We start from the raw sequence: 25,365 nt of genomic DNA on the forward strand, positions 1-25,365 counted from the left end.
TGCGGCTGCGGCCGGCGGCGCGTCGGCTGCTGCGGTCCCGGCCGCGCTCACGTCGAACGGGCTCGCGTCGATGCTCGTCCGGCAGGGTTCCCGCTGGACCACCGAAATCGGCAGTGCGCTGAAGGAGTCGCTGCACTCGCTGCTCGACGTCGGCTCGGTCGGAAGCTGGTGGCATGACAGGCTGGTGCGCGCCGACGCGCGCGCGGATCTCGCGCACGCGCTCTGGATCATCATCGCCGTGCTCGTGCCCGCGCTCCTCGTCGAGTGGTTCGCGAAGCGGCTGTTGCGACGGGCGCTGGCCGCAGTGGCCGCACGGCGCGCCGACACCTCGCGCCGCACCGCGCCCGGCTCCGTCACGCCCGACGACGACAACGTGCCGCCGGACACCGCCGCCACGCACGGCGCCTCCGATGCTTCCGATGCTTCCGATGCCTCCGATGCTTCCGATGCTTCCGATGCCCCCGACGCCGCGCCCGCAGCGTCGCAAGGCCGCGGCCACGCGCTCCGCCACACCACGCTGCTGCACCGGATGCCGCGCGCGCTCGTCAGCCTCGCGTTGCGTGCCGTGCCGCTGCTCGTGTTCGTCGGCGTCGCGAGCCTGACGATGTCGGTGATCGGCGATACGGGCACCCCGATCGAATCCGCACTCGAAGCGCTGATCGACACCTACGTGATCTGCCGCCTCGTCACGATCGTCAGCCGGCTGCTCTTCCAGCCCGATGCGCGGCAATTGCGGTTGCTGCATATCAGCGACGCGTGGGCCGACTTCGCGCAACGCTCGATCGCGCGGATCGTGATCGTGGTCGGCGCGTGCACGGCTGCTGTCGAGATCGCCGCGAACTTCGGTCTCAGCGACGCCGGTCACGTCGCGCTGCTGAAAGCCGTCGCGCTCGTCGGGCACCTGATGGTCGCGGCACTGATCCTGCAGTGCCGTCAACCGGTCGCCGCACGGATCCGCGCGGCCGGCGACGGCCGTCCAGCCGTCGCGATGATCGCCAACGCGCTCGCGGACGCATGGGCGCCCGTGTCGGTATTCATCGTGATGGCGCTGTGGTTCGTGTGGGCGCTCGACGTCCACAACGGCTATCGCGTGCTGATCACGCTCGGCGGCCGCTCGATCGCCGTGATGATCGGCATGCGGATCGTGTCGATCGTCGTGTTCGGCGCGCTCGCGCGGGTGTTCCAGGGCCGCGACGAAGACCGCACGCTCGTCCATCTGCACGCGTACCGCTACTACCCGCTGCTGCGCCAGATCGTGTCGGGCGCAATCGGCATCGTGACCGCCGTGCTGCTGCTGCAGGTCTGGGGCGTGCCGATTTTCCGCGCGTTCGAAACCGGCACGATCGGCCACCGGCTCGCGTCGGCGCTGGTGACGATCGCGATCGCTGCCATCGTCGCGCTCATCGTGTGGGAAGCCGCGAACATCGCGATCGAGCGCCGGCTGCAGCGATGGACGCGTGAAGGCGATCTCGTGCGCGCGGCGCGGCTACGCACACTGCTGCCGATGCTGCGCTCGCTGCTGTTCGTGATGATCGCGCTCGTCGTCGTGCTGACGGGGCTCAGCCAGCTCGGCGTGAACGTCGGCCCGCTGCTTGCCGGCGCCAGCATCTTCGGTGTCGCGCTCGGCTTCGGCTCGCAGAAGCTCGTACAGGATTTCATCACCGGGATCTTCCTGCTGATGGAAAACGCAATGCAGGTCGGCGACTGGGTCACGCTCGCCGGCGTGTCGGGCACGGTCGAGTACCTGTCGATCCGCACCGTGCGGCTGCGTGGCGGCGACGGGTCGCTGTACACGATCCCGTTCAGCTCGGTGACGACCGTCAACAACACGAATCGCGGGCTCGGCAACGCGGCCGTCAAGATCGGCATTGCCTACGGCGAGGATATCGATCGCGCGATCGCGACGCTGAAGGAGATCGGCGCGGCGTTGCGCGACGATCCGAAGTACCGCGACGGCATCCTGTCGGACTTCAGCTACTGGGGTATCGATCAGGTCGACGGCGCGACGCTCGCGCTGGCCGGACAGATGCAATGCACGGATTCGACGCGTTGGAACGTGCAGCGTGAATTCAACCGGCGGATCGCGGAGACGTTCCGCGAACGCGGCATCCGGATCGCCAATCCGCAGCGCAGCGTCGTCGCGTACGCGGACGGATCGCAGCCTGTCGTCAATGGCGAAAACGGCAGCAACGGCAGCAACGGCGACAACGGCGCAAACGGCCATGCCGCCGAAGCGACGGCCCGGCCGCCGTCGCCTGCCGAACCGGCGCGCAAGCCGGGTTGACCGGCCGGAGCTGACGGCGCGCCGCGCTCAACGCGCGGCGGGCTTGTTCACGCGTCGAGTGCTTTTTGCGGCGGGCGTCGACGCCCGCGCCTTCGCCGTGCGCTTCGCCGCCGCCCCCTGCCCCCGCTTCGAGCCGGCTTCCGGACCGGCAGCCAATTCGTCGCGCTGCGCGTACCACTGCGCGAGCAGCACGCGCGTCTGTTCGGCGATCGTGTCGATCAGCAGTGCCGCGCGCTCGCCTTCGAATGCGTCCCATTCGAGCAACTGCAGCGCCGAACGCTGTGCGATGTGGAACACCGTGACCTGCCCGAACAGGCTCAGCGCACGCAATCGCGTGACGGGATCGTCGGCCGGCCGCCCCGAGATGCGGCCGATCAGCTCGGCGCTGACGTCGTTGAGCGGCTTGCGCATGCGCTTCATCAGGATTTCGCTCGCGCTCGCCGGCTCCTGGCCGCCTTGCTCGCGCGCGAAGAACATCCGCTGGTTCATCGTCTTCGGCGCCGTGAACATCCGGTCCGACAGCGCGCGCAGCAGCCCGACGAACGCGTCGATCAGCACGTCGACGTCCGCGTCCGCATCGAGCATCGCCCACGCATGGCCGACCGCCGGTGCGAATACCTCCCAGCCGTGCTCCGCGATCGTCTCCACGCATGCGCGGTACACGCCCGCCTTGTTCTCGAAGTAGTACTGGAGCGCCGGTGCGTTCACGCCGGCCATCGCGGCGATCTCGCGCGTCGATGCCCCCGCGAACCCGCGCTCGCCGAACAGTTCGATCGCCGCCTCGATGATCCGCTGGCGCGTTTCGTCGCCGCGGGCGTAGCCGCCCGCCGACGTGCGGCGCAGCTTCTTCGCTTCGTTCATGCCTTCCTCGTCATTCGATCGATCGACATTCTACTTGACACAATTTTATCAACTGGAATAATTCTTCCACCTGGAATAAATTGGATGTCAGCATGTCGACGCTGCAAGACCCGCCACAGAAAGTAAATCGTCAGGAAACCGCAACAACACCGCGCAACGGAAGCGTCGGACCGAAGCAACGCATCCTGCTCGTCGTCGCCGTGCTCGCGGCCATCGGCGGCGCCGTCTGGCTCGGCCGCTGGTGGACGATCGGCCGCTTCATCGAAAGCACCAACGACGCATACCTGCAGGCGGACAGCATGACCGCCGCGCCGAAGGTCGCCGGCTACGTGACCGACGTCTACGTGCGCGACAACCAGGCCGTAAAGGCCGGCGATCCGCTCGTGCGGCTCGACGTCCGCCAGTACCAGGTCGCGCTCGCGCAGTCGCTCGCGACCGTCGACGCGCGCCGCGCCGATATCGCACGCGCCGAGGCCGACATCAGCCAGCAGCATGCGAATCTCGAACAGGCCGACGCGCAGGCGAAGGTGTCGCGGATCAATGCGCAGCACACCCGCGACGAATACACGCGCTATGCGCCGCTCGCCGCGACCGGCGCGGAAACGCACGAACGCGTGGCCGACCTGAAGAGCACGCGCGATCAGGCAGCCGCGACGCTCGCCGCGAACACTGCGTCGATCGCTGCCGCGCGCACGCAGATCGCATCGTTCACCGCGCAGCTCCAGCAGGCGCGCGCGCAGCTCGAAGCCGCACAGGCCAGCGCCGCACAGGCGCAGCTCGACCTCGACAACACGATCGTGCGCAGCACCCTCGCCGGCCGCGTCGGCGATCGCACCGTGCGCGTCGGTCAATACGTGCAGCCCGGCACGCGCCTGCTGACCGTCGTGCCCGTCGACTCGATCTACCTCGTCGCGAACTTCAAGGAAACGCAGATCACCAACATGCGCATCGGCCAGCCCGTCGAACTGCACGTCGACGCGCTGCCGGACGGCGCGCTGTCCGGTGTCGTCGACAGCTTTGCGCCCGGCACCGGCGCACAGTTCGCGCTGCTGCCGCCCGAGAATGCGACCGGCAACTTCACGAAGATCGTCCAGCGCGTGCCGGTGCGCATCCGCCTCGCCGCGAACGCACGCGCGCAGCGCATGCTGGTGCCAGGGCTCTCGGTGACGGTCGACGTCGATACGCGTTCGGCCCGCGACGAGCAGCATCATGGCTGATACGCCCGCCACGATGCCCGCGCCGCCGCACGAAGGCCGCGCGAGCGTGACCGACTGGATCGCGGTCGCGGCCGGCGCGCTCGGCGCGCTGATGGCGACGCTCGACATCTCGATCACGAACTCCGCGCTGCCGCAGATCCAGGGCGAAATCGGCGCAACCGGCACCGAAGGCACGTGGATCTCGACCGGCTACCTGATGTCGGAGATCGTGATGATCCCGCTCGCCGCGTGGCTGACGCGCGTGTTCGGGCTGCGCAATTTCCTGCTGACGAACTCCGCACTGTTCATCGCGTTCTCGATGATGTGCGGCTGGTCGCATTCGCTGCCGATGATGATCGCCGGCCGGATCGGCCAGGGCTTCACCGGCGGCGCCCTGATCCCGACCGCGCAGACCATCATCCGCACGCGGCTGCCGCTGTCGCAGTTGCCGGTCGGGATGACGCTGTTCGGCCTGATCGTGCTGCTCGGGCCGCTGTTCGGCCCCGTGCTCGGCGGCTGGCTTGCGGAAAACGTAAGCTGGAGCTGGTGCTTTTTCCTGAACCTGCCGGTCTGCCTGCTGCTGATGGCGCTGCTGGTGTTCGGGCTGCCGTCGGATCGCCCGCAATGGAGTTCGTTCCTCAACGCCGACTGGCTCGGGATCTTCGGCCTCGCGATCGGGCTGAGCTCGCTCACCGTCTTGCTCGAGGAAGGTCAGCGCGAACGCTGGTTCGAGTCGCAGATGATCGTCACGCTGAGCGTCGTGTCGCTCGCCGGGATGATCCTGATCGCGTTGTCGCAGATCTTTGCGAAGCGGCCGATCATGCGGCTGTCGCTGATGCGCAACCCGCGCTACGCGAGCGTGATCGTGATCGTGTCCGCGGTCGGCGCCGGGCTGTACGGCGTGTCCTACCTGTTGCCGCAGTTCCTCGCGATCGTCGCCGGCTACAACGCGGAACAGGCGGGCGCGATCATGCTGCTGTCTGGGCTGCCCGCCTTTCTCGTGATGCCGATCCTGCCGCGCCTGCTCGGCAAGGTCGATTTCCGCATCCTCGTGATCTCGGGGCTGCTGTTGTTCTGCCTGAGCTGCATGCTCGACATCAGCCTGACCGCGCAGAGCGTCGGCCACGACTTCGTCTGGTCGCAACTGATTCGCGGCGTCGCGCAGATGCTCGCGATGATGCCGCTCAACCAGGCATCGATGGCGGCCGTCGCACGCGAAGACTCGGGCGATGCAGCCGGGCTCTACAACATGGCGCGCAATCTCGGCGGCTCGATCGGGCTCGCGATCATCGGCACCGTGATCGACCGGCGTACGACCTTCCATACGGCCGCGCTCCGCGAATCGGTGACGGCGAATTCGCTGATCGGGCAGGACCGGCTGTCGGCCTATGCGGCCAACTGGTTCGCGCACACCGGCGACCTCGCGTATTCGAACATGCGTGCGCTCGGACAGCTGGCGCAGCAGATCCAGATCCAGGCCGTCGTGATGACCTATTCCGAAACCTTCTATCTGCTGGGCCTGGCGCTGCTCGCCTGCGTGCCGCTCGCGCTGCTGCTGAGAACGCCGCGCGGGCCGCAGCCGATGTCGTCCGGCCACTGAGCCGTCTTACACGATGAAACCCTTCTCCCTGCCCCGTCGCCCTGCGCTCACGCTGTGCGCCGCCGCGTGCCTGCTCGCCGGCTGCACGGTCGGCCCCGACTACCGCGGCGCGCCCGCCGCACCGGATACGCCGACCTTCGTGCGCGCGCCGGCCTCCGGCGTCGACACCGCTGCGCCCGCGCCAAGCGCATGGTGGCACGCGCTCAACGATCGCCAGCTCGACGACCTGATCGCCGCCGCACTCGTGTACAGCCCCGATCTGCACGCTGCGCAGGCACGCTTGCGCGCATCGCGCGCGCAGCTCTCGCAGCAGCGCGCGGCCCAGTTGCCGAAATCGTCGGCCACCGTCGCCGCGATCCGCATGCGCGAGCCGGACGTCAGCGCACTCGGTTCGCTGCTGCCGTCGAACGGCTCGAACCCGTCGGGCGGGGCATCGCCGTCGCTGGGCGGCTCGGGGCCGCTGCAGCTCTATTCGGCAGGCTTCGACGCAACCTGGGAAATCGACCTGTTCGGCGGCACGCGCCGCGCGGTCGAAGCGGCATCCGCGCAGGCGGAGGCGGTCGACGCCGATCTCGCCGATACGCAGGTGTCGATCGCCGCCGAAGTCGCGAATGCGTACATCGACCTGCGCGACCAGCAGCAACGGCTTGCGCTGTCGCAGCGCACCGCCGAGCTGCAGCAACAGATGCTCGAACTCACGCAGCAGCGCCGCGCGCGCGGCATCTCGGCCGACGTGGATATCGAACGCCTGACCACGCAGGTCGAAACCACGCGCGCGTCGCTGATCCCGCTCGATGCGCAGGTGACGGAGTCGCTCGACCGGCTCGCGATCCTGACGGGCCGCCCGCCGGGTGCGCTCGACGCGGCGCTGTCGACACCGGACGCGCCGCTGCCGACGCTGCCCGGCAGCGTCGCGGTCGGCGATCCGGCCGCGCTGCTGAAGCAGCGCCCCGATATTCGCGCGGCCGAGCGCCGGCTTGCGTCGAGCAATGCGCAGATCGGCGAGCATGTCGCCGACTATTTTCCGAAGGTGACGCTGCTCGGCGATCTCGGCTTCAGCGCGTCGGATCCCGGCCATCTGCTCCGCAAGCAGAACTTCACGTGGGTCGGCGCGCCGTATCTGCAATGGAACATCCTCGACTTCGGGCGCACGCGCGGCGCGGTGCGTGCTGCCGAAGCATCGCGCGACGAAGCGGAAGCGAACTACCAGAAAGCGGTGCTCGCTGCGTTGCAGGATGCCAACACGGCCTTGCAGCGTTACGGGCACCAGCGCGAGCACGTCGTTGCACTCACCAAGGTGCAGACGTCGGCCGTGCATTCCCGATCGCTGATGGACGAGCGCTATCGCGCGGGCGTCGCATCGATGATCGACCTGCTCGATACGCAACGCGAAGCGCTGTCCGCGCAGCAGAACGTGATCGCCGGGCGGGCCGAACTGATCAAGGACTACGTGTCGCTGCAGAAGAGCCTAGGACTCGGATGGCAGACCGGTGCGGGTTGACGTCGCGTCGATCGGTGCCGCACGGCCGGATTCGTCGAGGCTGCTGCGGCACCGGTGCGCGAATTGCGGACGGCCAAAACCGCGCCAGGCATCGCACGTTCAAACGTCGGTGTTCGACGCTCGCGGATCGCCTCTCGATGCGTGACGCAACAGCTCATTGCGCGCACAACAATATTCACCACCCGTGCCGACAACATCCGGGCTCGCACCGCATCGATGCCGCCCCTATCGGAAACATATCCAATATCAATTGGCCAATCGTCTGACGATCTCTTCTAATTCAGTCGGCTTCCCCACCACCGATCGGATTCAAGGAGTTCCATCGTCATGTCCTCATCTTCCCGTCGCGTGCTGACACACGCAGTCGCCGCACTCTGCGTGGCACTTTCCGCATCCCCCCATGCCGCCGAACTCACTCGGGACACGGGCGCCCCCGTCGGCGACAACGAGAATTCGCAGACGGCCGGCCCTGCCGGCCCCGTGCTCCTGCAAGACTCCGCACTCATCGAGAAACTGCAGCGCTTCGATCGCGAGCGCATTCCGGAACGCGTCGTGCATGCACGCGGCACCGGCGCATTCGGCGAGTTCGTGCCGACCGCCGACATCTCGAACCTGACGAAAGCGAAGGTCTTCACGCCGGGCACCCGCACGCCGGTGTTCGTGCGCTTCTCAACCGTGATGGGCTATCGCGGCTCGCCCGAACAGGCGCGCGATCCGCGCGGCTTCGCGGTGAAGTTCTATACGCAACAGGGCAACTGGGACATGGTCGGCATCAACTGGCCCGTGTTCTTCATTCGCGACGGCATCAAGTTCCCCGACTTCGTTCACGCGAACAAGCCGAGTGCCGTGACCGGCGTGCAGGATCCGAACCTCGCCTTCGACTTCTTCGCGAACACGCCCGAAGCGACGAACATGCTGACGATGCTGTACACGAATGCGGGCATGCCCGATTCGTATCGTCACATGGACGGCTTCGCGGTGCATGCGTTCAAGTTCGTCAATGCGCACGGCGACGTGCACTACGTGAAGTTCCACTGGAAAAGCCAGCAAGGCGTGCACGGCCTGCGTCCGCAAGACATCAACGCGTCGATCGGGCGCGACTGGAACATGATGACGAACGACCTGTACGGCGCGCTGAAGCAAGGCGACTTCCCGAAATGGGATCTGTACGTGCAGGTGCTCACGCCGCAGGACCTGAACCGGTTCGACTTCGATGCGCTGGACGATACGAAGGTGTGGACCGGCGTCCCCGAGCGCAAGATCGGCACGATGACGCTGAACCGCGTGCCCGACAACTACTTCCAGTCGACCGAGGAATCGGCGTTCGCGCCGTCGCGACTCGTGCCGGGCATCGAGCCGTCCGAAGACCGGATGCTGCAGGATCGCCTATTCGCGTACGCCGACACGCAGATGTACCGGCTCGGCGCGAACTACATGGACCTGCCGATCAACCGGCCCGTCGTGCCGGTGGTCAACAACAACCAGGACGGCAAGATGAACGCCGGCGACCGCAAGGGCGAGGTGAACTACGAACCGTCGACGCTGCATGAACTCGCGCCGGATCCGCAGTACAAGTCCGTACGCATGACGCTCGGCGGGACGACGCAGCAGGAAGCGATCCACAAGAAGCTGCGCTTCCGCCAGGCGGGCGAGTACTACCGCAGCCTGTCGCAGCAGGACAGGGACGACCTGATCACCGCGCTGTCCGGCGATCTCGGCAAGGTGACGAACGCGCACAACCAGTATGCGATGCTGTCGTACTTCTACAAGGCCGATGCCGACTACGGCACGCGTCTCGCGCAAGCCGTTCACGCCGACGTCGGGCAAGTGCAATCGCTCGCGGCGAAGCTGAGCGAAAACTGATCCCGCGGCTCCGGTCGCTGTCGACGTGCGGGGTTGCGCCGCGCACGTCGACCCTACCCAACCATCAGGACATCCTCATGCAATCCGAACGCCTGACGCGCGCGATCCGCTCGACCGCAACCGCCCTGGCGCTGACCGCGCTCGCCGTGCTCGCCGGTTGCGCGCACCTGCCCGACCGGCCGGCCTATTCGCAGGCCGATCCTGCCGCGCTGCGCCGCTACGACGGCGACTGGTTCGACGCCGCCCGCGTCGGACGCGTCGACATCCTGCGTGCCTTGCATGACGCCGGCTATCCCGTCGACGCCACCGACAATCACGGCTTTACGGCCGTGATACTCGCGTCCTACGACGGCCAGCCAGCCGCGCTCGACTACCTGCTGTCGGCCGGCGCAAACGCATGCGCCGGCGACCGTCACGGCAACACGGCGCTGATGGGGGCGCTCTTCAGGAACGAACCCGACATCGCGCGGCGCCTGATCGACACGCAATGCCCGATCGACCAGACGAACGGCGCCGGGGAAACCGCGCTGGGATTCGCCACGCTGTTCAATCGATTCGAGCTGATTCCGCTCCTCGTCGCGCACGGTGCGAATCCGAATCATGTCGATCGGCGCGGCCAGTCGCTGCTGCAGCTCGCGCAGTCGCACGACAACGCGGAAGCTGTGGATGCGCTGCGGCATGCAGGTGCGGGACGGTAGAAAAGCAGGATTCCTTCTTATTTACGATACCACGGGAACAAGCAGGCAATCTCTTGCACGGCCCGCGAAACCTCGCGCGCGGATTCAGAAAAACTCGTCGAGCAGCCGATAGAAAGCGATCCGGCCCGGATCGGGCTGCTCGATTCCATACCGGGCGAAGAACGGCGCGACCCATTCGTCGCCGAGCGCCGCTTCGATATCGCGCGCCGCCAGCGCCAGATCCTGATAGCGATCGGCCACGCCAAGGCGCCCGCAATCGATGAAGCCCGAAAAACGACCGTCTTCGACCATGAAGTTGGGCGGGCACGCGTCGCCATGCGCGACGACCCTGTCCTCGATCAACGGCCGGCTCGCCTGAATCCTGGCGAACAGTTCGTCGAGCGGTAAACCCCTATTCGCGTCATCGAGGTTGTCCTCGTCGACGAGCCCCGCACGCATCCGGGCGCAAGCGCGATCGATGCGAGATGGAGCACCGTGATCGAACGGGCAGGTTGCCGGATCGAGCCGATGCAGCGCACGCAGCGCGTCGGCAATGATCACCACCTTCGCGGCCGGCCCGAGCCGCGCGACTTCGAGATTTTCGCCGCGAACGGCACTCAGCAGCATCCACTCGCGCCCCGCCGCCGATGCCACATCGAGCACCTGCGCACCCGGCAAGCCCGCCGTCGTCAGCCAGCGCAGTCGCGCCGCCTCGTCGCGCAGTTCGGCCAGCGGTCCGGCCGGCTCGGTCTTGACGAACCGGCGCGTTCCGTCGCGCGCATCGAGCCGGAACACTGCGGCACCCGACTGCCCTTCCGTCTGCCGCGTCCATCGGCAATCTGCCAGCACGGCCTTCCAGGTTGCAGGCACTTCGATGCAAAGCTTGTCGTTATCGATCACGTCAGGTTCGATCCTCGTTGAGCGTGCCGGCATGCGGAACGCCGGACACCTCGCGACTTCATGCCCCGCTTCCCGCTGCCCGCGGACTCGGCTTTCTCCGGCGCACCCCGGCGATTCGAGTCACGCCTCGAACACGATCGGCCCATTGCGCCGATTACACGTCGAACCAGAAACGATCGGCAAATCGAATTCGGCATTACTTTCTTTGTTGGCTCGAATATTACAAAACACTGCCAATATTTTCAAAAATATTGCGCCTATCCGCTTTAATTTAGTTTCATATAATCAAAAAAAGTTTGACACCTCGCTTTTGTTCTTGATACCGTCCGATGCAAGCAATCTGACGAATTGCTCACCGCGCAATCGCTTCCGCTCTACGTTTTTTCGCTTCCGCTGCACCGCAGTGCTCGCCGCCGGCTGTATCGTTCGCGCGCCGGCGCATGCAACATCCCGATACATCTCACTGGACGACTGCCATCCGGCAGCGGGCCGAAGGATCGAATCAAATGAGCAGGACAACGAAACTGTTGCTCTAGCAATCCCGCCCGCGCCATGTCCGGCGCGGTTGCGTCGCATCGCGGCGCAGCCTTCCCGTTACCGCGCTTTCCGTATTTCGCCCCCGGAGAAAAAACGCCTTTCCGGATCGGGCGAAAGGCCCTGTCGCGTCCGTGCCATCCGCACGCATGCGACAGAAATCGGCGGTGCATGACCCGCACCGCTGTCGACCGTTGTTGTTCGTGCCGTTCGATGTTCAACCGGAGGGGTAATTCAAATGAATCAGGTTGCAGACAAGAATCAAAAGCACATTCGCTTCGTCAAGCTCGTATTCGCCGCCGCCGCCGCATCGTTCGGCATGGCGACCGTCTACGCCGCGCCCGCAGCCGGCTGGACCGAAACGCGCACCAAGGGCTTCCTGCCCCTCGTGCAGCAGAGCGAAGCCGGTACGGCCGGCGCGCCTGCCGCGAGCACGGCCGCCGCTGCGGCGGCAGCCGTCGAGATGGCGCCGGGCGAATCGGTGGACATCGTGCTCGGATTGAACCTGCGCAATGAAACGCAACTCGACCAATACCTGCACGACCTGCATACGCCTGGTTCACCGCACTACCGGCAGTTCCTCACGCCGGCGCAGTTCGCGGCACAATATGCGCCGACCGACCAGCAGGTCGCCTCGGTCGTTGCGCATCTGCGCAAGGAAGGCTTCGTGAACATCGTGGTCGCGCCGAACCGCCTGCTGGTATCCGCGTCCGGCACCGCGGCAACCATCAAGTCCGCGTTCCGCACGACGCTCAAGCGCTTCACACGCAACGGTCGAAGCGTCTATGCGAATACCGACGCCGCGCAAGTACCGAACGCGATCGGCAGCGTCGTGGGCGCGGTGCTGGGCCTGCAGAACGTCGAGCTGATGCACACGGGCGCGGGCAGCCAGCCGCAAGGCAACACCAGCAACCTGACGATTCCGGCCGGCGCATCGGCAGTGCCGCACAACCCGACCGAATTTTCGTCGATCTACGGCGGCGACGGCACGCCGACCGCCTCGCAAACCACCGTCGGCATCATCTCCGAAGGCGACCTGTCGCAGACGGTGAGCGACCTCAATACGTTCGCCGCAAACAACGGCCTCGGCACGATCAGCAGCAGCATCGTGAAGACGGGCCCGTCCGGCAGCTCGTACACCGACACCGACGGCACCGTCGAATGGAACCTCGACAGCCAGTCGATCGTCGGCACGGCCGGCGGCAGCGTGAAGCAGGTCGTGTTCTACGTCGCGCCGTCGATGACGCTCACGGCCATCACCGCCGCGTACAACAAGGCCGTGACCGACAACGTCGCGAAGGTGATCAACGTGTCGCTCGGCGTGTGCGAATCGTCCTCGAACAGCACCGGCTCGCAGGCAACCGACGACACCATCTTCAAGCAGGCGATCGCGCAAGGGCAGACCTTCTCGGTATCCGCCGGCGACCATGGCGCGTACGAATGCGCGAGCGGCACGCCGTCGCGCTCGACCTACACGGTGAGCGAGCCGGCAACGTCGCCGTACGTGATCGCGGTGGGCGGCACGACGCTGTTCACCAATACGTCGACCAACGCGTACAACAGCGAGATCGTCTGGAACGATCCGAGCTGGCAGCCGGGCACCGTGTGGTCGACGGGCGGCGGGTACAGCAAGTACGAAACCGCGCCATCGTGGCAATCGTCGAGCCTCACCGGATCGACCAAGCGCGCCCTGCCTGACGTCGGCTTCGATGCCGACCTGCGCACCGGCGCGATTCTCGTCGTGAACGGCCAGACGTCCGACACGCTGTGGGGCTCGGGCTACCTGAACAACGAAGGCGGCACGAGCCTCGCCGCGCCGATCTTCACGGGCATCTGGGCGCGGCTGCAGTCCGCGAACAACAATGCACTCGGGTTCCCTGCGTCGAGCATCTACAAGTACTTCCCGAACAACGCGGCCCTGCTGCACGACGTCACGTCCGGCAACAACGGCAGCGGCACCTATGGCTACAAGGCAAAGGCCGGCTGGGACGCGACGACGGGCTTCGGCAGCGTGAACATCTCCAAGCTCAATACGTTCATCCAGAGCACGCCGGATTTCGCACGCTGATGGATCGATGACCGACCCGGTTCCGCGTGCGCACCGTCGCGCACACGTGGAACCGGATGCGATCGTTTGAACAACCCGCGAAGGCTACCAAGCCGTCGCGGGACAATCACCATGCAAACACGGCCGTGCCCGCGCCACTCACTCGGCCCAGTTCCGGACGTAGTCCGGCACCGGCACGTTGCCGTCCGCATGAACCGGCGCGCCGCGCGTCGTCTTCAGCGGCAGGATCCCCGTCCAGACAGCGAGCGCGAGATCTTCGTCCTTGTCGGACGGCATTGAATCGCTGACTTTCACGGCCGCTTCCGCAAGGGCAATCCGCAGCACGCTGGTCGCATTCAGTTCCTTCTCGTTGCCGGGCCGCGCGTCATGCTTTCGACCGGGTGCGATCTTGTCCATCAATGCATCCAGCGCCACCAGCTTGTCCGCACGCCCCTCCACCATCTCGAACCGCCCGTAGATCACTGCGGATCGATAATTCATCGAATGGTTGAAGGCCGACCTGGCCAACACGAGACCGTCCAGCAACGTAATCGCGACGGACGCCTGTACGCCCGCCGACAGCGCCTTGATCATCCGGCTGCCGTTGGACCCGTGGATATAGAGGTCATCGCCCCGTCTCCATTGGGCGGTCGGGATGCAGTGCGTGTCCTCGCCTGTACCGAACGCGATGTGACAGACGTAGGCGTCGTCCACGATGCGATGAAGCATCGCGCGATCGCGATTCGCCAGTTCCGGCAGGCGGCGAATGGTGGTGCGGGATGTGGGAGAGATGACGGCCTGGTCTTTCATGTTTCGTTTTCCTGTTCGCGCGCCCTGGCGCGCATCGTGCGGCCTGCGTTCCGGCAAGACGCAGGCATTCACGCGATATATATTTGCACTGCGAAGTTAATTCAATCGGATACGTGCGGCTTCCATGCCTGATCGACCGGTCGATCGGTCCATCGACAGTCGCTTGCCAAATCGATCAAAATACGCGCGTGCCGCTATCCGTGACGACACCGGAAAGACCCGCGCACCGGCCGGCACCGCGAGAACGTGAACGATACGATACGCGCCGAATCTTCAAAAGAACCAGCTCAACGGAAATTTCTGGAACCAGCCCATGGATCTCGCGCTGCTCATCTCATCGCTTTCCGGACAGGACGGCACGACACGCCACAGCCAGCAGGAAGCCCTCTACCGGAGCCTGCGCAACATGCTGCTGGACGGACACATCCCGCCCGGTACGCGGCTCGTGTCGACGCGCGTGCTGGCGGCGGAGCTGGGCATCGCGCGCAATTCGGCGGTCTATGCGTACGAGCGCCTTGCCGAGGAAGGCTTCGTGGCGGCCACGCGCAACGGTACCGTCACGCTATGGGACGGACGCAGCCGTTCGAGCACCGGGCTCGAAAGCAGACCGGCCCCGGTTCGATTGTCCGAGCGCGTGCATGGACTGGAGAACGCCGATCCGGAACCCGAGCGCATGCTGCCGTTCGTTCCCGGCCTCCCTTCGCTCGACGAATTCCCCATTGCCCAATGGCGCCGTTGCGTCGAGCGCGCATGGAAAGTCATCAAGCCCGCGCAGCTCGCATACGGCCCGGTCGAAGGGCTGCCCGAATTGCGGCGTGCCGTGGCCGCGTACATCCGGGTCTCGCGAGGCGTGCGCTGCGAAACAGGCCAGGTATTCATCACCGACGGCACGCAAAGCAGCCTCGAACTGTGCGCGCGCATGCTGGCGAATCCCGGTGAATCCGGCTGGCTCGAGAACCCCTGCTACAACGGCGCCCGAACCGCATTCCGGTCGACCGGCCTGGATATCGTGCCGATCGAGGTCGATCACGAAGGGATGGCGCCATCCGACGAACAGTGGCGCACCCGGCCGCCCCGGCTGATCTATACGACGCCGTCGCATCAATACCCGCTCGGCGCGCTGATGAGCCCCCGGCGGCGCGCGGCACTCGTCGAACGCGCACGTGCGTGCGGCGCGTGGATCATCGAAGACGACTACGACAGCGAATTCCGCCACGGCGGCCAGCCGTTGCCCGCGATCCAGGGCTTGCAGGCCGACGCGCCGGTCTGCTATCTCGGCACCTTCAGCAAGACGATGTTTCCCGCGCTGCGGCTCGGCTTCATGGTGGTTCCGCCGGTCCTCGTCGAACGCTTCACCAGAACGCTGCGCGAACTCGTCCATCGTGGCCACTCGGCCGATCAACTGGCGATGGCCGAATTCATCGACACCGGCCTCTTCGCACGGCACCTGCGCAAGATGAGGACGCTGTACGCCGAGCGGCGGCGCAGCCTCGAAGCAGCACTCGCCCGCCACCTCGGCACCGCGCTGAGCGTTCGGGACAGCCCGGGCGGCATGCATCTGTCGGCGGATCTCGCGATGCCGCTGCACGATATCGACGTCGCCCGCGCCGCGGCCGCGCATGGCCTGCTGCTTCAGCCGCTGAGCAGCTATCGGGTCGGCGCCGGCCGGCCGTACAACGGTTTCGTGCTCGGATACGCCGGGCTGAACGACGCGACGATCGAGGCCGCGACGATGCAGCTCGCGGCCGTCATCGAGCACCGCGGCCGCCTGCGCTGCTGAGCATCGCGCGCGGCGGTGTCGCTCACAGTTGCGATTCGATCGGAAACAGCCCGAGAAACCAGACTTCCATCCGCCGCGCGGCCGACACTTCCGGTTCGTGATCGAGCTCGGTGACCTTCCCGTCCGAATCGGTCTGAATCCACTTGAGCCGCCCCTTCCCTGGCGGATCGGTCCTGAGCTCGACCCGCCACGCGATCCGGTCGAGCCGCGCTTCCAGATCGTTGGCTACCTGCGACGCAATCGCCGGACTCTCGCAGTAAACGCCGATCTCGGTATTGAGGTTCAGCGAGCGCGGATCGAGATTCATCGACCCGATGAAAATGCTCTTGTGATCGAACACGTAAGTCTTCGCATGCAGCGACGCACGCGACGACCCGATGATGACCTGCTTCGAAATGCTCTTGTCGCCCGATGGCCGACGTTCGTACAGCCGCACGCCGGCGGCCACGAGATCGCTTCGGTAGTGCCGGTAGCCCGCATGCACGGCCGCCACGTCGGTGGACGCGAGCGAGTTGGTCAGCACCGTCACGCGCACGCCGCGCGCCGTGAGCGCGCGCAGCCGCTCGACGACCTCCTTGCCCGGCACGAAATACGGCGACACGATCAGCAGGTCATGTTCGGGCTGCAACGCGAGCGCCCGCAACTGCGGCATCAGGTGCCCGTCGCTGTCCTTCGGCGCGTGCGCGATCTTCGACGGATCGTCGTACAGCACCGTCGCGTGCCCCCAAGACAGTTCCGTGCCCTGCCCATGAACGATCCGGTTGAGCCGCTGCCTGGCCTCGAGCACGTACGGATTGTCCTCCATGGCCCTCAGGTAGTCGCGCAACCGTTCGCGCTCGCGGTCCAGCCCGCCCGGTGCCGCGTCGTGCCCGACCAGCGCACTGATCGGATACGCGTACGGGGAATTCCAGAACGTATCGAATTCGGTCGAGATGTGCTTCACGACCGGGCCATGAACGACGACATCGAGATCGCCGAACTCCAGCATCGACGATGCGCCGAAGTACTCGTCGCCGATATTGCGGCCGCCGACGATCGCCGCCTGGTTGTCCGCGATCATCGCCTTGTTGTGCATGCGCCGGTTGACGCGCGAGAACTCGAACACCGTGCCGATCTTCTTGAACCGGCGCGTGGCGACCGGATTGAACAGCCGGATCTCGATGTTCGGATGCGAACTGATCTCGAGCAGCTTGCGGTCGTCCGAATTCGTGCCGAGGTCGTCGAGCAACGCGCGAACGCGCACGCCGCGATCGGCCGCGCGAATGACCGCATCGGCCAGTTCGTGCCCGGTCAGGTCGTCGTGCCAGATGTAGTACTGAAGATCGAGCGACCTGTCCGCGCGGTCGGCGAGCAACACGCGCGCATCCAGCGCGTCGACCGGATCGGTCAGCAGATGAAACGCGTCCTGCCCCGGATGCGTACTGGCCTGCTGCTGGAACGCGACGCCCAGCCGTGTGTTGTCCGTATCGGCGTACGCGTGTGTCGGCGCGCGATCGGCCTGCGGCGGCAGGCTCGCGCATGCAACGAGCGCCAGCAACGAAAGAATCGCACCCCACGAACGCAGCATGGTCATGATTGCCGCCCCACTCTCGGCCGAAGTCTGTTTGTTCTCGCCGCCGAATGGATCGCGGCGCTGTTTGGCTTGCCTTCGGCCGCAACGGATGTCGCATGTGAAACGGCCGCGCTACAGCATACTTCGATTGACCGCCGCGCGGCACTTTCTCGGTACTTTCCCGATCCTGATTTTACGACGGCAAAGGAGCATGAATCCGGTAGCCGGAAATCTCCACTACCGACCGGGACTCATTCTGGCTCGGGGTCATATTTCCCGGAGATGCGCTGCCACCCGGCAGAAACGTGAGCCACTCTCCCGGCACGGCAATGCACGGTTGCGGCTGGCTTTCCGGATGGCAGGTATGGCTGCCGTATGCATGAAGGAGACCTTCGACACAGTGGCTCGGATCATCGACAATGGACAGATAATGGTTGCGCGCCCGCTACCAGGTTGCTCACCCTTCTCGACGAAGTCGACTTAAATACTGAAGAATCCTGAAAGCATCATATGGCGATCAAGTTGTCATTTGAAGTCCTTGAAGTATTGGATGCCATCGAGCGGACCGGCACGTTCGCCGAGGCGGCCGAACTGTTGCATCGAGTTCCGTCGTCGATCACTTACCTCGTCCAGAAGGTCGAAAGCGACATGAATGTCGAACTGTTCGACCGGAGCCGCAGACGGGCGACGCTCACGCAAGCCATCGGTCTGTGCCGCAAGCTCGTTTTCGACAGCGAACTGCCTTACGTCGCCGCGCTGCTTCACGACACGGGTTTGACCGAGCGCAACCGGCATTCGTACAAGCGCTTCAAGGTGGACGGCGCGAATGCCGTCCATGCGTTTCTCGACGAACGCGGCGCCTCGCCCCGAACGACAGCCGCACGAATGCCTGCGGCCTTGTGCTCGGCTCGAGCTGAAACGACTGAAGCGTGCCGGCTCGCGCTCACTCCCGTACGAAAGCCAACAGATCGTCGTTCAACCGATCGGCATGCGTCAGATATAAAGCGTGCGGCCCGCCTTCATATACCTTGAGCGTCGCGTTCCGCACCCGCTTCGCCGCGGCGGCACCAGTCAGCGCGAGCGGTGCGGTCTGGTCGTCGTCACCGTGGATCACGAGCGTCGGTACGTCGAACCGGTCGAGGTCTGCCCGGAAATCCGTCTCCGAAAACGCATGCACGCAGTCGAACATCCCCTTCAATCCGGCCTGGGACGCCATGATCGTCGTCCACTCGAGCGCTGCCTGCGAGATCGTCGTGCCGGGACGGTTCGAGCCCGTCAACAACGGCCAGAATCCCTCGCAGAATGCCGCGCGATCGGCCGAGATACCCGCCCGAATACCGTCGAATACAGCGACATCGACGCCTTCAGGATGATCGTCGCGTCGCACGATCAAAGGCGTGACGGAACCCAGCAGCACCGCCTTTGCGACACGCTTCGTGCCGTGCCGGCCGATGTAGCGCGCCACCTCGCCGCCGCCCATCGAAAAGCCGACGAGCGTCACATCGTGCAGATCAAGCGCCGCGATCAGGTCCGCCAGATCATCGGCGAGCGTGTCGTAGTCGTAGCCCGTCCACGGCTGATCGGAGCGACCGAAACCGCGGCGATCGTATGCAACGCATCGAAAGCCCTGCAGCGCCAGGTGATGCATCTGCACATCCCACATATCGGCATTCAGCGGCCAACCATGAATGAAGACGACCGGGCGGCCGGCACCCCAATCTTTGTAATATAGCGAAATACCGTCGCGAGTCTTGAACGTGCTCATGATTGCTTCCTGCAAAGAACAAGTGAAAAAGAGCGATCGACTGCGTGCACACCACTCGCAGTTTGAGAATGACGATAGCGCCAGCCCACTGAAGAGTCTTGACGCTGCGCTTAAATTTCCTTGCCCGGCGAATGGCACACGTGCAACCCGGCATGGTTCAAGACAATTCAGCCCGATTTCGGTACGCGCCACCTGGCCGGACGGCAGGTTGCCATCCGTGTTCGCCGACATCACGCGTCATCCATGCATCGCGGCGGGAGATGCCGGCGCGACGAAGCCCGTCACTGCCTCTTCTGCCCATCACGGAGCCACTGCGATGAACACGATCACCATGAAAGACGGCACGCAGATCTCCGGCAAGGACTGCGGCACCGGCCGCCCGGCCGGGCTTTCCCACGGCTGGCCGCCGTGCGGCGATGCATGGGATCCCCAGATGCGCTTTCTCGTGGGGCACGGCTACCGCGTGAAGAAGGCGTAAGCAGTCGGATCGAGCATCGCCCCCCCCCCGGCCTGGCACGCGATCCGGCGCACGCAGGTGTCGCCTCTCGTCGCACGCGCCGACGCCGCTTCCGGAAATTTCAGGAAAATTCAGGTCGCCCCGTTTCCATTTCAAGCGCCAGTCACTAACATCGGCGGTGCGATTCGCGCCACGCTGCCGCGTCGGCACTCATGCCGGACGCGGCGGGCGAAGCACCAACCCGATCAGCGCGCCCGCGATCGCGCACGCCGTGGCCAGCACGAAATTGTCCGCGAGCGCGAGCGTCGTCGCCTGCACGCGTACTGCCCGGTCGAGCAGCACATAGGTGCCGGCATCGCCGGTCGCGAACGTCGCACCATGCACGACCAGCGACGCCGCGCCAGCCCGCAATCGCTCGAGCGTGGCCGGATCGGACATCGAAACATGCAGACCGACGAGATTCGAATGGATTGCCTCCATGACACGCTGGACTACTGCGATCGACGTGGTACCGAGTTGCCCGCTGAGCAGTCGGGTCGTTTGCACGACCGCACCGAACGTCAGCGCGTACTCAGCCGTCACGTGCTTTCCGAAAAAGAACACGACCGACGTCAGCGCCATGGTCTGTCCGAGCGCCTGGATCAGCTGGGACGGAATGAAATCGGACTCGGCCCAGACGGACGTCAGGCGCGAGCCCAATGCGAACGCAATCGCGATCATCACGAACCCGATCACGATCAGCCGCCGCGGATCGAATCTCTGCAGCAACAGCGCGACGCACGGTGCGAACAGCAACTGCGGCATCGCAATCCAGCGCAGTGTGTCGCCGATCTGCAACGGCCGCAACCCGTAGACGTTGGCGAGAAAGAACGACGGGATGAAGCTCGTGTTGAGCACGGTGAAGCGCACGAGGCCGACGAGCAGGATCAACAGCGCCACATTCGGGCGCAGCAGGTAGCCGAGATCGAGGCCGGCCCGCTTCGACACGAGTTCATGGATCAGGAAGGCCGCGATCATCAGGATGCCCGCGCACGACAACGCGACGATCAGCGGCGATTGAAGCCAGAACAACCGTTCGCCCTGATCGAGCGCAACGCACAGGCACGTGAACCCGCCCGCGCCGAGCAGCATGCCGCGATAGTCGGCCCCGGACGCGAAGCGTTTGATCGGTTCGTCAGACAACGACATCAGCAGGCAGATGATGAACGGAAGGGTCAACAGTGCGTTCTGCCAGAACAGCCAACGCCAGCTCAAATGTTCGCTGTACCAGCCTTCGAGCGTTGCCGACAGGTTCAGCGACATCTCGAGATTCATCGCGTACGCTGCAATTCCGAATGGAATGAGGCGCGGCGGCAACGTACGAACGACGAACCCGACCGTCAATGGAACGAACACGCCGGACGAGAGTCCCGCAATGCACTGGAAAATCATGAACGCGCCAAAGCCCCGGCAAAGCGGCAGCGCGCTCTCGGCGGCAAGAAACACCACGGCGCCTGCCAGCAGCACCCGGCGCGTTCCGAACACGAACGCGGCCGCGATCGCGAGCGGGCCGACGAACATCTGCGACGCGATAAAGACGGTGTTGATCCACGCTCCGTCGTCGAAACCGATGCCGAGCGCCCCGCGCACGTCGGCCAATCCGAGCGACGTGATGCGCGACGTGAGCGTCGCGATCATCGCGCCGAGCAACACGGCGACAATCGCGGCGATGGCGCGGAACGGCGGCACGTCCGCGGCTGGCGCCGCTCCGCCCGGAACGAGCATCGTATTCATTATCGACCGGCTCCCGCGCATGAAAGTCGCGCAAGCATAACGCGATGTTCCAAAACCCGTCTGTTCGATGGAGTGCCACGATCGTGACCCCGACGTCCCCGAATCAACCCTCACCGGCCGCGCCCAGGCGCTGGTTGCCGATCGTGCTGATCGCCGTGTTCGCAATCACGCTCGTGACCGTACTGATCTACGAGTTCCGGGTACGCGATCTCAGCACGGATGACGCATATGTCACCAGCCATCTGCACGTGATCTCTCCGCGCGTGACCGGCACGGTCGAACGCGTACTGGTGAACGACAACCAGTTCGTGCACGCGGGGGATCCGCTCGTACTGCTCGACACGCGCGACTTCGACGTGCGCGTTGCGCTGCAGCGCGCGCGTGTCGCGCAAGCCGAGTCCGATTCGAGCCGGGCCCAGGCGCTACTCGAACAGGCCGGTGCAGCGCTGGTTTCCGCACATGCCGACGCCGAGCGTGCTGAACTCGACTACGCACGCGCCCGCGAGCTGACCCGGGAAACGCCGAGGGGATTGTCGAAACAGGAATTCGATGCGGCCGACGCTGCGCGCAAGTCTGCACGGGCCCGCGTCGTCGCCGCGCAGGCCCAGCAACGCAGCGCACTGGCCGCATGCAAGGCAGCCGATGCCGTGTCGCGGCAAAACAACACCGAACTGCGCGATGCGCTGCTGCAGCTCGATTACACGACGGTCGTCGCGCCGTCGGACGGCCGAGTCGGCAAAAAGACCGTCGAGACCGGCGAACATGTCGCACCGGGCCAGGCGCTGCTCACCGTCGTCGAACCGCATCCGTGGGTCGTGGCGAACTTTCGCGAAACCCAACTCAAACACGTTCGCGTCGGCGACAAGGTGCAACTGCATTTCGATGCGCTGCCGGATGGGGTCTACCAAGGGCACGTCGACAGCCTGTCGCCTGCCACCGGTTCCCAGTTCGCGCTGCTGCCGCCGGATAATGCGACCGGCAATTTCACGAAAGTCACGCAGCGGGTGCCGGTAAAGATCCTGTTGGACAATACGGCTGCCACCGAGCCGCGTATCCGGCCCGGGCTGTCGGTCGTCGTCACGCTGCAACGCACGCCGTCATGAAGTGCGCCCCGTTCCTGATCGCGCTCTGCGGATTGACCGCATGCACCATCGCTCCACAGCCGATCGCGCCGGTACCGGTCGGGCAGGATGCCTTTCGTCACGCGAACACGCTTGCGACTCGGCCCTCCCCGTCAGCCGAATGGCCGTCGCTGTTCGGTGATCCAGGGCTCGAAGCGCTGGTGGATGCGGCACTTGCGCACAACCACGAAATACGCGCCGCCGTCGCTCGCATCGACGAGGCGCAGGCGCTACTTGGCGTGCGCGAGGCCGCGCTGCTGCCCACGGCCGGTGTCGATCCGTCGTTCAGCCGCGCCCGTGTGTCGGGCACCGTCGATAACGCGCTGCCGAAGCGCACGATGCATAACTGGTCGATGCCGGTGAATGCCAGTTATGAAATCGACCTGTGGGGGCGCCTGCGCGGCGACACGGCGATCGGGAAACAAAGCGTGCTGCAGGCATTCGCCGAGCGCGACGCGGTTCGGCTGCGCGTCGCGACGGAAGTCGCGAGCGACTATCTGACACTGCATTACGTCGACGAGGACCTTGCCGCACTGGCAAGCGCGATCGACCTGCGACGCACTGCGCTCGACGTGATTGCCTCGCGTGTTCGAGCCGGAGCGGCGAGCGATCTCGACGCATTACGCGCAGCCGCCGATCTCGATACTGCCCGAGCCGATTACGCGGACAGCGTGCGACTGCGCGAGAATCTCGTCGACGCGATTGCCGTGCTAACCGGCTCGTCTCCGACGACGATCAGCATCGCTCCCGCATCCGCCGCCCTTCGCGTGCCGGAAATACCAGCCGGCCTGCCCTCGACGCTGCTCAACCATCGCCCCGACGTCTTTGCCGCGGAACGCCGGGTCGACATCGCTTCGCTGCAACTCGGCATCGCACGTACGGCATGGCTGCCGACACTGACGCTCACTGCGCAAGGCGGATTCGCCAGCCGCGATCTGCGCTCGTTCCTCGATCGCAACAGTTCGCTGTGGAGTCTCGGGCTCAGCGTCGCCGAAACCGTTTTCGACGGCGGCAAACGCGAATCCGCAGTCGCTGCGGCGCGAGCCGGTGTCGTTGCCGCGGATGCGAACTATCGCGAGGTAGCCCTCGGTGCATTGCGCGACGTGCAGGACGCACTCAATGACATCGTTGCGCAGAAAGAGCGGATCGTGCGCTTCGACAGCGCGACCCGTGCCACCGATGCCGCAGCACGGTTATCGCTGAGCCGATATGCGCACGGCTACGTGAGTTATCTCGAGGTGATCGACGCCGATCGCGATGCGCTCAATACGCGGCGTCAGCTGATTCACAGCCGCCAGGCGTATGCGATCGCGACCGTCAGCCTTGTCCGCGCACTGGGCGGCGGCTGGACTGCAGCGGCCCCGTCGCTCGATGCAGGCAGAGGGAACAAATAACCATTCTGGAATACGATGGCCAAACAGGTCGCGGCTCCCGCCCTGCCCGCGTTTCTTGAAGCCGATCCCGACTGCTCACAAGTTCCCGCGCTGCAGGGCAAGCGCTGTTGAACTGCCGAAGCGGCGCGACCAGCCATCGCTCGATTGCGACCCGACCGCACCGCTGATGTGCCACTTAGTGATGCGAGTAGGCCGACCGCGCGGCAGGCAAGGAGTGTCGCATCAATGCACCGGCGTCGCGTCGTAATTGACCGGTACCCAGTCGTACCGCGCACCATCCTGGCGCAAGTGGCCAAGCCCCGGAAACGCGATGTGCGCCGCACCGACCAGATAGCGCCGGCTCGCCACGCGCTTCAGCATGTCGCGACGCGTCTGTTGCGCGATAGCCGGATCGCTGTCGTATTCGACGGACACGTCCGGATGCGTCAACTGGAGCGCGGCGACGTGCACGATATCGCCCCATACGAGCAGCGTCGCGCCATTGCTCTCGATCAGATAGGACGTATGCCCGGGCGTATGGCCGGGTGTCGGCACAGCGCGCATGCCGGGAGCGAGCGTCGCGTCTGCGGCGAACGTCTTGAAGCGGCCCGCCGCGATGTACGGGGCGACCGACGCGGCAGCCGCATCGAAGAACGAACCGAGAAACGCGGGCGCGCGCGACTTGTTGTCCGGCTCGAGCCAGTAGCGGGCTTCCGCCTCATTCACCCTGACGACGGCATTCGGGAACGTCATCTTCCCGTGCGAAACGATTCCGCCGACATGATCCTTGTGCAGGTGCGTGAGCCACACTTCATCGATATTCTCGGGTGCATAGCCGGCCGCGATCAGGTTGTCGACCAGCTTGCCGCAGCAGTCGCCGTACAGCACGCCGGCCCCCGCGTCGATCAGGATTCGCTTCGCTCCGGTATCGACCAGAAATGCGTTGATCGACCCTTGTACCGGCGGCTCGAGGAACGCGCGATCGAGGTTGCGCTTGATCTCGTCCGTCGAGATGCCGCGGATCACGGTATCGATCGGAAACGGGTGCGTCCCGTCGGACAGCGCCATCACCTTGAGGGCGCCAACCTTCTCGCGATAGAAGCCCGGCGCTTGCGCGCCGTCGCCAGGACCGGCGGCACATGCACCGATCGGCGTGACGCCCATGGCCCATGCGACAAGCGCGACGCTGCACGCACGCATCGCGATGATGCGCCAATTCGGGTTTGGCATGTCATGTTTCCTTTGAAGATGGGATCCGGTACGCGTCGCCA

At 65.4% G+C, this 25,365-nt stretch carries 18 protein-coding genes and 2 pseudogenes; 13 read left to right on the plus strand and 7 right to left on the minus strand.

All coding sequences use genetic code 11. The features are described 5' to 3' along the window. A partial coding sequence (locus tag G3N64_RS00005) for a mechanosensitive ion channel domain-containing protein (protein ID WP_205781752.1) occupies nucleotides 1-2,284 on the plus strand: 2,284 nt, incomplete at its 5' end. 27 nt (nucleotides 2,285-2,311) lie between these two features. Here the strand turns inward: G3N64_RS00005 and G3N64_RS00010 are convergent. Then, entirely contained in the window at nucleotides 2,312-3,145 is an 834-nt protein-coding gene (locus tag G3N64_RS00010) for a CerR family C-terminal domain-containing protein (protein WP_205781753.1), read from the minus strand. 92 nt (nucleotides 3,146-3,237) lie between these two features. Here G3N64_RS00010 and G3N64_RS00015 point away from each other — a divergent pair, with 92 nt between their 5' ends. From G3N64_RS00015 to G3N64_RS00035, 5 genes are all read left to right on the plus strand, one after another. Continuing rightward, nucleotides 3,238-4,362, plus strand: coding sequence for an HlyD family secretion protein (locus G3N64_RS00015; protein WP_205781754.1), 1,125 nt, complete (start codon nucleotides 3,238-3,240; stop codon nucleotides 4,360-4,362). Beyond that, nucleotides 4,355-5,941 (plus strand): MDR family MFS transporter, encoded by a 1,587-nt coding sequence (locus G3N64_RS00020; RefSeq protein ID WP_205781755.1) that lies wholly within the window; start codon nucleotides 4,355-4,357, stop codon nucleotides 5,939-5,941. Before G3N64_RS00015 ends, G3N64_RS00020 begins: the two co-directional genes overlap by 8 nt. Before the next feature lie 13 nt (nucleotides 5,942-5,954). Further along, on the plus strand, nucleotides 5,955-7,442 hold the full coding sequence (locus tag G3N64_RS00025) for an efflux transporter outer membrane subunit (RefSeq protein WP_205781756.1): 1,488 nt from the start codon (nucleotides 5,955-5,957) through the stop codon (nucleotides 7,440-7,442). Between the two features lie 327 nt (nucleotides 7,443-7,769). Continuing rightward, the gene (locus tag G3N64_RS00030; protein WP_205781757.1) at nucleotides 7,770-9,305 is read left to right on the plus strand and encodes a catalase; all 1,536 of its coding nucleotides are present in this window, start codon (nucleotides 7,770-7,772) and stop codon (nucleotides 9,303-9,305) included. A gap of 77 nt (nucleotides 9,306-9,382) precedes the next feature. Continuing rightward, nucleotides 9,383-10,003 (plus strand): ankyrin repeat domain-containing protein, encoded by a 621-nt coding sequence (locus G3N64_RS00035; protein WP_205781758.1) that lies wholly within the window; start codon nucleotides 9,383-9,385, stop codon nucleotides 10,001-10,003. A gap of 84 nt (nucleotides 10,004-10,087) precedes the next feature. On the opposite strand, the gene G3N64_RS00040 is transcribed toward G3N64_RS00035, so the two are convergent. Next, nucleotides 10,088-10,858, minus strand: coding sequence for an APH(3')-II family aminoglycoside O-phosphotransferase (locus G3N64_RS00040; RefSeq protein ID WP_346778787.1), 771 nt, complete (start codon nucleotides 10,856-10,858; stop codon nucleotides 10,088-10,090). A gap of 169 nt (nucleotides 10,859-11,027) precedes the next feature. Here G3N64_RS00040 and G3N64_RS00045 point away from each other — a divergent pair, with 169 nt between their 5' ends. Then, nucleotides 11,028-11,591, plus strand: a complete 564-nt coding sequence (locus G3N64_RS00045; RefSeq protein ID WP_205781760.1) for a hypothetical protein — start codon at nucleotides 11,028-11,030, stop codon at nucleotides 11,589-11,591. Nucleotides 11,592-11,654: 63 nt separating this feature from the next. Continuing rightward, on the plus strand, nucleotides 11,655-13,484 hold the full coding sequence (locus tag G3N64_RS00050; RefSeq protein ID WP_205781761.1) for a S53 family peptidase: 1,830 nt from the start codon (nucleotides 11,655-11,657) through the stop codon (nucleotides 13,482-13,484). A gap of 138 nt (nucleotides 13,485-13,622) precedes the next feature. Here the strand turns inward: G3N64_RS00050 and G3N64_RS00055 are convergent, their stop codons facing one another. Beyond that, nucleotides 13,623-14,273: a pyridoxamine 5'-phosphate oxidase family protein gene (locus G3N64_RS00055; RefSeq protein WP_205781762.1), complete on the minus strand. Its 651-nt coding sequence runs from the start codon at nucleotides 14,271-14,273 to the stop codon at nucleotides 13,623-13,625. Nucleotides 14,274-14,586: 313 nt separating this feature from the next. Between G3N64_RS00055 and G3N64_RS00060 the strand changes: the two genes are divergently transcribed. Further along, nucleotides 14,587-16,053 (plus strand): PLP-dependent aminotransferase family protein, encoded by a 1,467-nt coding sequence (locus tag G3N64_RS00060; RefSeq protein WP_205781763.1) that lies wholly within the window; start codon nucleotides 14,587-14,589, stop codon nucleotides 16,051-16,053. A gap of 22 nt (nucleotides 16,054-16,075) precedes the next feature. On the opposite strand, the gene G3N64_RS00065 is transcribed toward G3N64_RS00060, so the two are convergent. Beyond that, entirely contained in the window at nucleotides 16,076-17,626 is a 1,551-nt protein-coding gene (locus tag G3N64_RS00065) for a phospholipase D family protein (RefSeq protein ID WP_205781764.1), read from the minus strand. 489 nt (nucleotides 17,627-18,115) lie between these two features. Between G3N64_RS00065 and G3N64_RS00070 the strand changes: the two are divergent. After that, a pseudogene (locus G3N64_RS00070) lies at nucleotides 18,116-18,307 on the plus strand (LysR family transcriptional regulator); the annotation flags it as partial. A gap of 241 nt (nucleotides 18,308-18,548) precedes the next feature. Here the strand turns inward: G3N64_RS00070 and G3N64_RS00075 are convergent. Then, complete coding sequence (locus G3N64_RS00075; protein ID WP_205781765.1) at nucleotides 18,549-19,370, minus strand: alpha/beta hydrolase; 822 nt, start codon at nucleotides 19,368-19,370, stop codon at nucleotides 18,549-18,551. Between the two features lie 283 nt (nucleotides 19,371-19,653). Here G3N64_RS00075 and G3N64_RS00080 point away from each other — a divergent pair. Further along, nucleotides 19,654-19,836: pseudogene (locus G3N64_RS00080) on the plus strand (alpha/beta hydrolase); the annotation flags it as partial. A gap of 201 nt (nucleotides 19,837-20,037) precedes the next feature. On the opposite strand, the gene G3N64_RS00085 reads toward G3N64_RS00080, so the two are convergent. Next, nucleotides 20,038-21,600, minus strand: a complete 1,563-nt coding sequence (locus tag G3N64_RS00085; protein WP_205781766.1) for an MFS transporter — start codon at nucleotides 21,598-21,600, stop codon at nucleotides 20,038-20,040. 83 nt (nucleotides 21,601-21,683) lie between these two features. On the opposite strand from G3N64_RS00085, the gene G3N64_RS00090 reads away from it, so the two are divergent. Beyond that, entirely contained in the window at nucleotides 21,684-22,703 is a 1,020-nt protein-coding gene (locus tag G3N64_RS00090; RefSeq protein WP_346778783.1) for an HlyD family secretion protein, read from the plus strand. Next, nucleotides 22,700-24,115: an efflux transporter outer membrane subunit gene (locus tag G3N64_RS00095; protein WP_205781768.1), complete on the plus strand. Its 1,416-nt coding sequence runs from the start codon at nucleotides 22,700-22,702 to the stop codon at nucleotides 24,113-24,115. The genes G3N64_RS00090 and G3N64_RS00095 overlap by 4 nt, the downstream gene beginning before the upstream one ends. Before the next feature lie 222 nt (nucleotides 24,116-24,337). Here the strand turns inward: G3N64_RS00095 and G3N64_RS00100 are convergent, their stop codons facing one another. Continuing rightward, entirely contained in the window at nucleotides 24,338-25,258 is a 921-nt protein-coding gene (locus G3N64_RS00100; protein WP_241020697.1) for an MBL fold metallo-hydrolase, read from the minus strand. Nucleotides 25,259-25,365 lie beyond the last annotated feature (107 nt).

Source organism: Burkholderia sp. Ac-20344 (assembly GCF_017104975.1).
GTDB lineage: Bacteria > Pseudomonadota > Gammaproteobacteria > Burkholderiales > Burkholderiaceae > Burkholderia.

Excerpts from the sequence above, each read along its gene's own strand:
- G3N64_RS00030 (WP_205781757.1), top strand. The coding sequence starts at position 7,770 with ATGTCCTCATCTTCCCGTCGCGTGCTGACACACGCAGTCGCCGCACTC.
- G3N64_RS00065 (WP_205781764.1), bottom strand. The coding sequence starts at position 17,626 with ATGACCATGCTGCGTTCGTGGGGTGCGATTCTTTCGTTGCTGGCGCTC.
- G3N64_RS00035 (WP_205781758.1), top strand. The coding sequence starts at position 9,383 with ATGCAATCCGAACGCCTGACGCGCGCGATCCGCTCGACCGCAACCGCC.
- G3N64_RS00050 (WP_205781761.1), top strand. The coding sequence starts at position 11,655 with ATGAATCAGGTTGCAGACAAGAATCAAAAGCACATTCGCTTCGTCAAG.
- G3N64_RS00085 (WP_205781766.1), bottom strand. The coding sequence starts at position 21,600 with ATGAATACGATGCTCGTTCCGGGCGGAGCGGCGCCAGCCGCGGACGTG.
- G3N64_RS00025 (WP_205781756.1), top strand. The coding sequence starts at position 5,955 with ATGAAACCCTTCTCCCTGCCCCGTCGCCCTGCGCTCACGCTGTGCGCC.
- G3N64_RS00060 (WP_205781763.1), top strand. The coding sequence starts at position 14,587 with ATGGATCTCGCGCTGCTCATCTCATCGCTTTCCGGACAGGACGGCACG.
- G3N64_RS00075 (WP_205781765.1), bottom strand. The coding sequence starts at position 19,370 with ATGAGCACGTTCAAGACTCGCGACGGTATTTCGCTATATTACAAAGAT.
- G3N64_RS00100 (WP_241020697.1), bottom strand. The coding sequence starts at position 25,258 with ATGGGCGTCACGCCGATCGGTGCATGTGCCGCCGGTCCTGGCGACGGC.
- G3N64_RS00010 (WP_205781753.1), bottom strand. The coding sequence starts at position 3,145 with ATGAACGAAGCGAAGAAGCTGCGCCGCACGTCGGCGGGCGGCTACGCC.
- G3N64_RS00020 (WP_205781755.1), top strand. The coding sequence starts at position 4,355 with ATGGCTGATACGCCCGCCACGATGCCCGCGCCGCCGCACGAAGGCCGC.
- G3N64_RS00015 (WP_205781754.1), top strand. The coding sequence starts at position 3,238 with ATGTCGACGCTGCAAGACCCGCCACAGAAAGTAAATCGTCAGGAAACC.
- G3N64_RS00055 (WP_205781762.1), bottom strand. The coding sequence starts at position 14,273 with ATGAAAGACCAGGCCGTCATCTCTCCCACATCCCGCACCACCATTCGC.
- G3N64_RS00095 (WP_205781768.1), top strand. The coding sequence starts at position 22,700 with ATGAAGTGCGCCCCGTTCCTGATCGCGCTCTGCGGATTGACCGCATGC.